At 37.6% G+C, this 12,345-nt stretch carries 10 protein-coding genes; 8 read left to right on the plus strand and 2 right to left on the minus strand.

Annotation, left to right across the window (positions count from 1 at the left end; all coding sequences use genetic code 11):
- Nucleotides 1-9: 9 nt before the first annotated feature.
- The 8 genes from purM to ACQW5G_RS06205 all read left to right on the plus strand — a co-directional run bounded on the left by purM (nucleotide 10) and on the right by ACQW5G_RS06205 (nucleotide 9,089).
- Entirely contained in the window at nucleotides 10-1,056 is a 1,047-nt protein-coding gene (gene purM, locus ACQW5G_RS06170; protein ID WP_429970600.1) for a phosphoribosylformylglycinamidine cyclo-ligase, read from the plus strand.
- Nucleotides 1,050-1,628: a phosphoribosylglycinamide formyltransferase gene (purN, locus tag ACQW5G_RS06175; protein WP_429970601.1), complete on the plus strand. Its 579-nt coding sequence runs from the start codon at nucleotides 1,050-1,052 to the stop codon at nucleotides 1,626-1,628. The genes purM and purN overlap by 7 nt, the downstream gene beginning before the upstream one ends.
- On the plus strand, nucleotides 1,625-3,151 hold the full coding sequence (purH, locus tag ACQW5G_RS06180; RefSeq protein ID WP_429970602.1) for a bifunctional phosphoribosylaminoimidazolecarboxamide formyltransferase/IMP cyclohydrolase: 1,527 nt from the start codon (nucleotides 1,625-1,627) through the stop codon (nucleotides 3,149-3,151). The genes purN and purH overlap by 4 nt, the downstream gene beginning before the upstream one ends.
- A 9-nt stretch (nucleotides 3,152-3,160) precedes the next feature.
- The gene (gene purD / locus ACQW5G_RS06185; RefSeq protein ID WP_429970603.1) at nucleotides 3,161-4,387 is read left to right on the plus strand and encodes a phosphoribosylamine--glycine ligase; all 1,227 of its coding nucleotides are present in this window, start codon (nucleotides 3,161-3,163) and stop codon (nucleotides 4,385-4,387) included.
- A 23-nt stretch (nucleotides 4,388-4,410) separates the two neighbouring features.
- Nucleotides 4,411-6,072 carry a formate--tetrahydrofolate ligase gene (locus ACQW5G_RS06190; RefSeq protein ID WP_429970604.1) on the plus strand — a complete coding sequence of 554 codons (1,662 nt, stop codon included), beginning with the start codon at nucleotides 4,411-4,413 and terminating at the stop codon, nucleotides 6,070-6,072.
- A gap of 42 nt (nucleotides 6,073-6,114) precedes the next feature.
- Nucleotides 6,115-6,732, plus strand: coding sequence for a 3,4-dihydroxy-2-butanone-4-phosphate synthase (gene ribB / locus ACQW5G_RS06195; RefSeq protein WP_429970605.1), 618 nt, complete (start codon nucleotides 6,115-6,117; stop codon nucleotides 6,730-6,732).
- Nucleotides 6,733-6,759: 27 nt separating this feature from the next.
- The gene (gene purB, locus ACQW5G_RS06200; RefSeq protein WP_429970606.1) at nucleotides 6,760-8,055 is read left to right on the plus strand and encodes an adenylosuccinate lyase; all 1,296 of its coding nucleotides are present in this window, start codon (nucleotides 6,760-6,762) and stop codon (nucleotides 8,053-8,055) included.
- A 137-nt stretch (nucleotides 8,056-8,192) separates the two neighbouring features.
- Entirely contained in the window at nucleotides 8,193-9,089 is an 897-nt protein-coding gene (locus ACQW5G_RS06205; RefSeq protein ID WP_429970607.1) for a phosphatase PAP2 family protein, read from the plus strand.
- A gap of 45 nt (nucleotides 9,090-9,134) precedes the next feature.
- Here ACQW5G_RS06205 and nrdF read toward each other — a convergent pair whose 3' ends face one another.
- Both nrdF and nrdE read right to left on the minus strand, forming a co-directional pair.
- The gene (gene nrdF, locus ACQW5G_RS06210) at nucleotides 9,135-10,151 is read right to left on the minus strand and encodes a class 1b ribonucleoside-diphosphate reductase subunit beta (RefSeq protein ID WP_429970608.1); all 1,017 of its coding nucleotides are present in this window, start codon (nucleotides 10,149-10,151) and stop codon (nucleotides 9,135-9,137) included.
- A gap of 13 nt (nucleotides 10,152-10,164) precedes the next feature.
- Entirely contained in the window at nucleotides 10,165-12,333 is a 2,169-nt protein-coding gene (nrdE, locus tag ACQW5G_RS06215) for a class 1b ribonucleoside-diphosphate reductase subunit alpha (protein ID WP_429970609.1), read from the minus strand.
- Nucleotides 12,334-12,345 lie beyond the last annotated feature (12 nt).

Consider the following 12,345-nt stretch of genomic DNA (forward strand, 5'->3'; position numbering starts at 1 on the left):
GAGGAAGTAATGACAAAAGATGCATATGCACAAGCTGGTGTTGATATTGCAGCGGGAAATGAAGCCGTTCATAAAATCAGCCAAGTCGTAAAAGATACTTATACACCAAATGTCCTCGGAAGTTTAAGTGGATTTGGTTCCTTAATGGAAATTCCTACTGGTTATCAACATCCTGTGTTAGTTAGTGGAAGTGACGGAGTGGGAACTAAATTGTTACTTGCGGTTGCTGCTGAAAATAACACAACCATTGGTCAAGATTTAGTGGCTATGGTCATGAATGATATTGTGGCAGAAGGGGCGAAACCACTCTTCCTACAAGATTATTTAGCCGTTGATAAACTTCGGCCAGATGTTGTTGCTGAAATTGTAACTGGAGTAGCGAAAGCGACTAAAGAGGTTGGAGCTTCCTTAATTGGTGGCGAAACGGCTGAATTACCTGGCTTATATCAACCGCATCATTATGACTTAGCTGCCTTTGGAGTTGGAATTGTTGAAAAAGATGATTTACTCAATGCAAAATCACATACTCGAGCTGGTGATATTTTAATTGGATTACCATCCAGTGGAATTCATTCCAATGGTTATTCCTTAGTTCGTTCAGTATTAGGTATTAAAACCAAGGCTGATTTTGCAAAGTTACCATCAGAGTTACAAAAGACGTTATTAACACCAACGACATTGTATTATCCCATGTTAAAAGAACTATTGGATCAACATCTATTAACTGGAATTAGTAATATCACTGGTGGCGGAATCGTCGGTAATCTACCTCGTTCATTTGCTGATAATCTGCAAGCTGAAATTAAGGCTGATCAAATCAATATTCCTGACGTTTTCAAACTTTTGAAAAAACAAGGCGATTTGTCAGATGCAGATATGTTAAAGACTTTCAACAATGGAGTCGGAATGATTTTAATTGTTCATCCTGAAAATGAGACCAAAGTATTAGAACATTTTAAAGAAATTATTCAACCAGTAATGGAATTAGGTAAGCTACAAGCTAAACCTAATCCAGATGATGAAAGCGTTGTTTTCACGGGTGATTTTCAATGGTAAAAACGAAATTAGCAATCATGGCGTCAGGAACCGGTTCAAATTTCCTGGCCATTATGGAAAAAATTACCCAAGAAAATTGGCCAATTGAAATCACACGATTAGTTGTTGATCATGCGGATGCCAATGTCATTAACTATGCGAACCAATTTAATGTTCCAGTGCTAGTCGTTGATTACCACGACGGTAAAAAAGAAACTGAAGCTAAAATTATTCGGCAGTTACAAGCTGATAAAGTCTCCGGAATTGTTTTAGCCGGTTACATGCGCATTTTATCTGCTGAATTCATTAGTCATTATCCTAATCGAATTTTAAATATCCATCCGGCGTTGTTACCCAGTTTTCCTGGACGACATGGAATTCAAGATGCTTATGATTATGGCGTGAAAGTCACGGGGGTCACGATTCATTTCGTTGATGCCACTGTTGACGGCGGTCAGATTGTTGCTCAAAGTCCCGTTGACATTTATGACAATGAGACCGTTGAGCATTTAGAACCACGAATTCATGAAGTTGAACATCGTTTATATCCCACAACCATTCAAAATTTAGTTCAAAGAGGAGTATTCCAATGAAAAGAGCGTTAATTAGTGTTTCTGATAAAGATCAAGTTGTTGAATTTGCCCAAGGTTTAGTAAAACAAGACTACGAAATTGTCTCAACTGGTGGTACATACAAAGTTTTAAAAGCTGCCGGAGTTCCTGTGATTGAAATTGATGAAGTGACAGGCTTCCCCGAAATGCTTGATGGACGAGTAAAAACTTTACACCCCAATGTCCATGGTGGTTTGCTTGCTCGTCGTGATGACCCTAAACATATGGAACAATTAGCTTCCCAAAATATTACACCTATTGACTTAGTCGCCGTAAATCTTTATCCATTCAAAGATACAATTCAAAAAGAAGGGGTTACTGAACCCGAAGCTATCGAACAAATTGATATTGGTGGTCCTTCAATGCTTCGTTCAGCTGCGAAAAACTTCAAAGACGTTTTAGCTGTGGTGGAACCAAGTGATTACCAAGTTGTTTTAGATAAAATTGCGAACCATGAAGATGACTACGAATTCAGAAAATCATTAGCTGCCAAAGTTTTCCGGACGACCGCTGCTTATGATGCATTAATTGCCCAATTCTTTACTGGCGCAGAATTCACACCGAAGTTCACTGAAACTTACGAGGAATTCGACAAACTCCGTTATGGAGAAAACCCACAACAACGTGCCATGGCTTACAAGAATCCCATTGCTGAACCATACTCAGTTTTAAATGCTAATATTTTGCACGGAAAGCAACTTTCATACAACAACATTCGTGATATTGATGCTTCACTTCGAATCATTGCTGAATTTAAAGAACCAGCCGTTGTAACAGTTAAACACATGAATCCAGCTGGAATTGGACTGGGTGAAACGATCAATGAAGCCTGGAACAAAGCTTTCAAAGCCGATGATATTTCAATTTTTGGTGGAATTGTGGCATTAAATCGTAACGTTGATTTAAAGACTGCTGAACAACTCAGCAAGATTTTCTTGGAAATTATTATCGCCCCAAGTTTTGATGATGATGCTTTTGCTCAATTAGCCAAGAAGAAAAACATCAGATTGTTAACTCTTCCATTTACTAACAAAATCCCACAACATATTGAAACTGTTTCAATCCTTGGTGGAGCTGTCATGCAAGAACGCGACGTTGTCACAAACGACTTTGACCACGTGAAAGTTGTATCTGAAAAACAACCAACTGACGCGCAATTGAAAGCTATGGTCTTTGCCCAAAATGTGGTTAAACACGTTAAGTCAAACGCAATCGTAGTTGCCAAACATGACCAAACTTTAGGAGTTGGTGCTGGTCAACCAAACCGTATTGATTCCGTTAAAATTGCAATCAAGCATGCGAAAACTAAACCAGGTTATGATGAAGCTGTCTTAGCTTCAGATGCTTTCTTCCCAATGGATGATTCAGTTCAATATGCTGCTGATAACGGTATCAAAGCGGTCATCGAACCCGGTGGCTCAATTCGTGATCAAGATTCAATTGATAAAGCGAACGAATTAGGAGTCGTGCTCGTCTTTACTGGAACTCGTCACTTCAAACACTAGGAGAAAATGATGAAAAAAGTATTAGTCATCGGTTCGGGTGCTCGTGAACATGCGATTGCCAAAACGTTCTTACGCAGTCCTCAAGTTGAGCAAGTGATTGTTGCTCCGGGTAATGCCGGAATGATTGAAGCTGGAATTGAAACGGTGGATATTAAACCAACTGATTTTGCTAAATTAATTGAATTCGTGAAAAATAATCAAATTGATTTAACTTTTGTCGGTAATGAAGTTCCGTTAGTTGCGGGAATCGTTGATGCTTTTGATGCTGAAAATTTGAAAATTTTTGGACCATCTAAAGCGGCGGCCCAACTAGAGGGTTCTAAAGCTTTCATGAAAAAGTTGTTGTTAGATAACGATATTCCCACTGCTCAAGCCATGACGGTGACTAATTTAGCGGATGCAGAAAATGCCGCTAACCAAATTGGTTATCCCGTGGTGATTAAGACTGATGAATTGGCTGCTGGTAAAGGGGTTTCGATTCATCAAACTGAAACAGAAACGATGGCATTCTTGACGGATGTTTTTACGAAAAAACCAGATTGTAAATTAGTCATTGAAGAATACTTAGACGGATTTGAGTTTTCTTTCTTCTCTTTAATTGGTAAGAATCAAGTCGTTCACGCACCATTGGCTCATGATTATAAACGCCGTTTTGATGGTGATAAAGGTCCAAATACTGGCGGAATGGGATCATATAGTCCCGTTCGTAGTATTTCACAAAAAGTCGTGCAAGAAACAATTGATAAGTTAGTTGCACCAACTTTGGCAGCCATGCAAAAAAATAACACGCCTTATCAAGGAGTGTTATATACCGGAGTAATTTTGACTAAAAATGGTCCGAAAGTCATTGAATACAACGTCCGGTTTGGTGATCCCGAAACCCAAGTAGTCTTACCGCAATTGGAATCGGATTTTTATACTTTAATTGATAGTTTAATTACTGGAAAACAGGTGCAACCAGTTTGGCAAACGAAAGACGTTTACGTTGGAGTAGTGCTAGCTGATCCGGAATATCCAAAACGGCAAAGTGGCAACTTTGCGATTCCACATTTCACTGGTGAAGTTGATTTTGCCAGTGTCGACAAAAATGCAACTGATTTAGTTAGTGATGGGGGAAGAATTTTGACTTTGATTAATCACGGAAAAAACATGCAAGCTGCGCGGCAGAAAGTTTATGCAGAACTTGCAGCAATTAACTCAGTTTTAGCATATCGCAAAGATATCGCTGAAAATTAGCACGAAAGGAGGTGAAAAATAACATGAAAACAGATATTGAAATTGCCCAAGCTGCCGAAAAGTGGCCGATTGAAAAGATTGCAGAAAAAGCTGGCTTGCAACCAGAAGAAGTAATTCCTTATGGTCGTGATAAAGCCAAAGTTGATTTAAATTCGAAGCTACACAGTGATGAAGATGGAAAATTAATTTTAGTTACCTCAATTAATCCGACTCGTGCCGGTGAAGGTAAGTCAACAGTCGCAGTTGGATTGGCGGATGCTTTAAATTTAGAAGGTCATAAAACTATTTTGGCTCTTCGAGAACCATCTTTAGGACCTGTCATGGGGATGAAAGGTGGGGCTGCCGGTGGTGGTTACTCTCAAGTAGTTCCGATGGAAGATATTAATCTGCATTTAACCGGAGATTTCCACGCCTTGACGATTGCCCAAAACACATTAGTCGCCTTAGTAGATAATAGTATTTATCAAGGTAACCCATTGAATTTGGATCCGCGTCAGTTGTTATTGAAACGGACGATTGATGTGAATGACCGTGAATTGCGAAATGTTGTGATGGGGTTAGGTGGTCGTTTCAGTGGTGTCCCTCGTGAAAGTGGGTTCGACATTACTGCAGCCTCTGAATTGATGGCGATTTTGACGCTTTCGACTGATTTGGAAGATTTACAAAACCGAATTAATAGGATTGTGGTAGGTTACACTTATGACAAACAACCAGTCACAGTTGCACAGCTCAAAGTTGGTGGTGCAATTACCGCTTTATTAAAAGATGCGATTCATCCCAATTTAGTTCAAACCATTGGACATACGCCAGCATTAATTCACGGTGGTCCGTTTGCCAACATCGCTCAAGGAACTAACTCGATTCAAGCAACTGAAACAGCACTTAAACTTGGTGATTTTGCCGTTACTGAAGCTGGATTTGGGGCTGATCTTGGAGGCGAAAAATTTCTTGATGTGAAAACTCCATTATTGAGCAAACATCCAGATGCGATTGTGATTGTGGCAACGGTACGTGCCTTGAAGATGCACGGTGGCGTTGATCGTAATGATCTTGAAAAAGAAAATCTCTCTGCTTTAAGAGAAGGGCTCAGCAATTTAGGCCAACACATTAAGAGTATGAAACGTTATGGGATTCCCGTCGTTGTGACTGTTAATGAATTTACTTCTGATACTGAAAAAGAAGTTCAATTAGTTGATGACTATGTTCGAGATTTAGGGGTCACTGCTGTTCCAGCCAATGTCTGGGCCAAGGGTGGCGAAGGTGCACGAGAATTAGCTAAGGAAGTTGTGAAAGCCACTGCTGAACCGGCTGAATTCAAACCGCTTTACAATCCTGACGACTCTGCAATTGAGAAATTAAACAAAATTGTAACTACCATTTACGGTGGAAAAGGCGTGGTGCTTTCTGACAAAGCCAAGAAACAACTCGCTAGTTACGAAAAATTAGGCTGGGATAAACTTCCCGTGATTGTGGCAAAGACGCAATATTCATTGTCAGATGATCCTAAGAAACTTGCAGCTCCAAAAGACTTTGAAATTCATGTTCGTGAGTTTGTGCCTAAACTCGGAGCCGGTTTCTTAGTCGCCTTAACTGGCAAAATTTTAACGATGCCTGGATTACCAAAACATCCAGCAGCTGAAAATATCAAAATTGATAAAGACGGAAAAATTTCCGGATTATTTTAAAAACTACTACTACTTTTAATCCAACTTATAGGAGGCGGAAAAATGTTACAACCAGAATTAAAAGCAAGAATGGAACAAGCAATCAAAGATTTAAAAGCAGGTAAATTAATCATCGTGGCCGATGATGTCGATCGCGAGGGTGAAGGTGATTTAATCGGGGTGGCTGAATTTGTCACTCCAGAAGCCGTAAACACCATGGTTACCAAAGCAAAAGGATTGCTTTGTGCTCCAGTTGGACCAGAAGTAGCAGCACGTCTTGGAATTGAACCCATGACCAAAGATATTGATGCATTCGGAACTCCATTTTCAGTGGGATTAGATGCTAAAACAACCTCAACTGGTGTATCAGCCTTTGATCGTGCCAAAACTATTAAAGCCTTAGCTGATAAAAACTCAACTTATGATAGTTTCTATCATCCTGGCCATATTTTTCCGCTTTTAGCTAAGGCTGGTGGGGTTCTAACTCGTAATGGGCATTCTGAAGCTGGAGTTGATTTAGCTAAATTAGCCGGTGCTGAACCAGTTGCCTATATCATTGAAATTTTAAAAGATGATGGCACAATGGCACGTACTGCTGATTTAGAAAAATTTGCTGCACAAGAAGATTTAACTTTAATCAGTATTGCTGAATTACAAGAATATTTACGTAACGAAAAATAACTAAAACTACTTTTTGGGAGAAATCACATGATTGATAGATATTCACGCAAACCAATGCAACAAATCTGGAGTAAACAAAATCAATACCAAACTTGGTTAGATGTTGAAATTGCCATCGACGAAGCTTGGCATCAAAAAGGCTTAATTTCTGACGCTGAAATGGATGCATTACACAAAAATGCTAAATTTGATGCTGATGAAATCGACAAAATTGAAGAAGTTACTCATCATGATGTAGTTGCTTTTACTCGTGATGTGTCTAATTATTTAGGACCAGAAAAACGTTGGGTTCATTATGGAATGACTAGTACTGATTTAGTTGATACTGCTCAAGCAATTCGTTTGAAACAAGCCAACCAAATCATTAAAGCCGATCTTGATGAATTAACTGAAACTATCAAAGCAAAAGCCTTAAAATACAAGAAAACGGTGATGATGGGTCGGACTCATGGGGTCCAAGCTGAACCAACAACTTTTGGTTTGAAATTAGCTCGTTGGTATTCAGAAATGAAACGAAATCAAAAACGCTTTGCTGAAGCAGCAGCTGAAGTAGAAGCCGGTAAAATTTCTGGAGCAGTTGGAACGTTTGCTAACATTGATCCTGAGATTGAAAAATATGTCTGTGATAAATTTGGTCTTCGAGCTCAAGAAGTTGCTAGTCAAGTTTTGCCCCGTGATTTACATGCGGAATATATTGCTACGATTGCATTAATTGGGACTAGTATCGAAAACTTTGCGACAGAAGTTCGTGGTTTGCAACGCTCCGAAATTCATGAAGTTGAAGAACACTTTGCTGCTGGGCAAAAGGGTTCATCAGCTATGCCGCATAAACGGAATCCAATTGGTTCTGAAAATGTAACTGGGTTAGCTCGGACGTTACGCGGCTTAGTGACTACAGCTTATGAAGATGTTTCTTTATGGCATGAACGTGATATCTCTCATTCTTCTGCTGAACGAATTATTTTACCAGAAGCAACTACTTTACTTGATTACATGTTGTATCGCTTTAACGGTATTTTAGCTAACTTAGACGTCTTTCCTGACCGCATGAAAGCTAACATGAATATCACTTATGGATTAATTTACAGTCAACGAGTAATGTTGAAATTAATCAATACTGGAATGAGTCGTGAAGCAGCATATGATTTAGTACAACCATTGACGGCTAAAGCTTGGGATAAACAAATGCTATTCAAACCATTAGTTGAAACTAACGCTGATATTAAGAAGCATCTTAGCCAAGCTGAAATCGATGATGCATTTGATTATCACTATCATTTACGTCATGTTGATGATATTTTTCATCGAGTAGGTTTAGATTAAAACTTAAAATAACATTCACTTTTTAGTGGATGTTATTTTTTTACACAAAAATTACAATTCTCTTGGTTTTATTTACTTTAGATTTACTTAAGTTTTTTAGAATAAACCTGTAAATAAAATATTTTTGGGAGAAAATTATGGTTAAAAATAAGTTTTTAGGAAACGGATTTTATTTAAGCATCATAGCTTTTGTATTATTGATGTCAATTGCCAGCGTTTCTGATTTGAAAATTAGTAATCTGGTGATTAATTACAACAGTTGGTTTGCAATCCTTTTTCAAGTGATTGGGGAATTACCATTATATTTAATTTTTGTAATTGCTGGTGAGTTTGCGATGGGATATGCCTTACGCATTAAAAAACATGATCAATGTTTTTCGTTAGCATTATTTGTTGCTGGATTCAGTTTGTCGCTTTGGCAACTAAAACTCTGTATCAATGAAATTTATGTATATATCGATTCAGCTAGTAATAATCTTAATCACGGATTGCCAGTTGGACTAGCAAGTACGATTAACGATACTTCTGCTCATAGTAGTGGAATTGCCACGTTGTTAATTTGCCTGGTTATCTGGGGTGTCATTACTTTAGTTATGCAAAGTTTAATTGAAAAGATGAGTGAACAAAAAGTGAAGAAACTCTTGCTTATTTCCGTCTTTGCTTCAGCGACCGCCTGGTTTGCTTTAGAGGCTAATTTAGCTTTAAAAGATACTTGGGGAAGGTATCGACCATATGAAATCGGTAAATCAGCAGAGCATTTCACGAATTGGTTTCAAATTAATGGAAAAACTGGGCATAAATCATTTCCGTCTGGACATACTATGGCAGCTACTTTAGCAATAGTTGGCTCTTGGTTCGTAGCTGATAAATATCGTAAAGCGACTTTCTATTGTGGTTTAGGCTGGGCGATTTTAGTTGGTTTTAGTCGTTTAATTATTGGAGCGCATTTTATGTCGGATATTACTTTTTCATTTTTCTTGACCTTACTAATTATTTTTACAATGAACAGAATTTTAAAAATCTATTTAAAATAATGGATACAAAAAGGACTTGCCAAGTGGCAAGTCCTTTAATTTTGTTTATTTATCTTTACGTTTGTCTTCCCATGAACCAATCTTGTAGTCATCGTCAGACATAGCTTCAACATTACCCAGACGGTAACCATTACCAACTTCGGAGAAGAAGTCATGGTTAACAGTTGAAGTTGAAATACCGTTCATAACCACGGGATTTACATCTTCAGCAGTATCAGGGAACATTGGATCTTGACCTAAGTTCATTAAAGCTTTGTTAGCATTATAACGAATAAAGGTAAGAACTGTATCAGTTAAACCAACTTTATCATATAAGAGGTGAGTGTACTTAACTTCATTTTCGTATAAGTCGTAAAGGAAGTTGTACATCCAGTCTTTAATTTCTGCTTGTTCGTTAGCACTTAATTGGTTAAATTGAATTTGGAATTTGTAACCAATGTAAGTTCCGTGAACTGATTCATCACGAATGATTAATTTGATGATTTCAGCCACGTTAGTTAACTTGTTATGACCTAAGTACCAGAGGGGCGTAAAGAATCCAGAGTAGAATAGGAAAGTTTCAAGGAATACACTTGAAATCTTTTTTTTCAATGGATGACCATCATCGTGGTAAAGGTTATAAATTCTCTTAGTCTTGTTTTGAAGGAATTCTTCAGTATCACTCCAGTCAAAAATTTCAGCAATTTCTTTAGGGGTGTTAAGCGTAGAGAAGATAGTTGAATAACTCTTAGCGTGAACAGATTCCATAAATTGAATATTGTTCAATACCGCAATTTCATGTTGGGTAGTAGCATCATTTCTAAGTGAGGCCATTCCATCTTGAGATTGAAGGGTATCAAGTAGAGTTAAACCACCAAAGACATGACCAACAAGCCATTTATGGTCATCGTCTAATTCACGCCAATCTTTTAAATCGTTAGAAACGGGAACCCGGGTATCAAGCCAGAATTGTTCTGTAAGCTTGTGCCAAGTTGCTTTATCAACAGAATCGTCAACTTGGTTCCAGTTAATAGCATGGTAATCGCCTTTAAGCTTACCAGTTAAAACTTCGTTCATATTCATGAATATAATCCTCCTAGATTACACAACTTTGACATTCGTTAGCACCAACAGTGTCATTATTATCAGTGAAAGTTCTAACGTAGTAAATTGATTTAATACCTTTATGATGGGCGTAATTTCTAAGGATTGTCAAATCACGAGTTGACATCTTAGGATCACGACCATTTTTCCATTCGTACATACCTTCTGGGATAGTAGAACGCATAAATAAAGTCATACTTAAACTTTGATCAACGTGCTTTTGGGCTTCAGCGAAGATATCAATTTCTTTACGCATATCAATGTCATAAGCTGATTCGTAGTAAGGAAGTGTTTCGTTTGAAAGGTATGGAACTGGGTAGAAAATAGTTCCAATCTTAGATTCTTGACGTTCTTCAATCCGACTAACGATAGGGGCGATACTTGCGGTAGCATCACCAATATAAGCAGTAGAACCATTAGGAGCAACTGCCATTCTGTTTTGGTGGTATAAACCGTAAGTCATCACTGATTTTTTAAGCTCTTCCCAATCTTTTTCAGTTGGAACAAACATCCCTTTGAAAAGTTCTTTACCTTTTTCTGATTGAGGACCCCAATCTTTAGAAGTGTACTTATCAAAGTAAGAACCATCAGCATATTTACTGTTTTCGAAATTATGGAATGATTCACCACGTTCTTTAGCAATCTTGTTAGAAGCTACGAGAGTCCAGTAGTTTAATAACATGAAATAGACACCAGTAAATTCAACTGATTCTTTAGAACCGTAGTACATGTGATTTAAAGCAAGGTATGAGTGAAGACCCATGGCACCAAGACCAATTGAATGACTTAAATCATTACCACGACGAATTGAAGGAACAACGTCGATTTTACTTTCGTCAGTAACATAAGTTAAAGCACGAACCATTGAATCAACTGATTTACCAAAGTCATCAGAGTTCATCAAGTTAACTACGTTAGTAGAACCAAGGTTACATGAAACATCTTTACCTAATTGTTCATATTGTTGTAAGTCGTTGATGATTGATGGGGTTTGAATTTGCATGATTTCTGAACATAAGTTACTCATTACAATTTTACCGTCAATTGGGTTTTCACGATTGGCAGTATCAATGTTCATGATGTAAGGATAACCTGATTCTTGTTGTAACTTACCAATTTCAGTTTCTAAATCACGAGCTTTAAGTTTCTTTTTACGGATGTTCTTGTTAGCAACTAAGTTGTCGTATTCTTTAGTGATATCCACGTATGAGAATGGAACACCGTATTCTTTTTCTACGTCATATGGGCTAAATAGGTACATTTCTTTGTCTTCTTTAGCTAATTCGTAGAATTTATCAGGAACGGTAACACCTAATGAAAGGGTGTTAACACGGATTTTTTCATCGGCATTTTCTTTCTTAACTGAAAGGAAGTCGATGATATCTGGATGGAAGACACTAAGGTAAACCACACCAGCACCTTGACGTTGACCTAATTGGTTTGAGTAAGTAAAACTATCTTCTAATAACTTCATAACTGGCATAACACCACTAGCAGCACCTTGAATGTGCTTAATTGGGTCTCCAGCGGCACGAAGATTAGAAAGGTTAATACCTACACCACCACCGATTTTAGATAGTTGAAGGGCAGAATTAATGGTTCTACCAATACTGTCCATATCATCAGTAGTTTGAATTAGGAAACATGAGATTAATTCACCACGACGTTTTTTACCAGCGTTCAAGAAAGTTGGAGTAGCTGGTTGGAAACGTTGATGAATTAATTCATCAGCAAGATCCATAGCGAGTTTTTGATCACCGTCAGCTAAAAATAAAGCATTCATAGCTACACGATCAATGTAACCTTCAAGATATTGAGTTCCATCATTAGTTTTTAATGCGTATTGGGCAAAAAACTTGTAGGCAGCCATGAATGATTTAAATTGGAAGTGTTGATCTTCGAGATATTGGTACAATTTTTCAATGAATGAAAAAGGATATTTTTCCAAAAAGGTAGATTCTATGTAATTATTTTTGGTTAAATAATCTAATCGGTCTTTTAAGGAATCGAATTTAATTGTATTAGGAATAACATTTTCTTTGAAGAAGGCATCAAGGGCTTCTTTATCTTTTTCAAGTCTGATTTTGCCATCTTTTGATGGGATGTTAATTTCGTTATTTAATCTGAAATAACTTACATCTTTTTGGTCTTTTAGTGACATATTCCTAGGGCT

Origin of the sequence: Fructilactobacillus sp. Tb1, assembly GCF_050500285.1 — a bacterium.
Taxonomy (GTDB): domain Bacteria; phylum Bacillota; class Bacilli; order Lactobacillales; family Lactobacillaceae; genus Fructilactobacillus.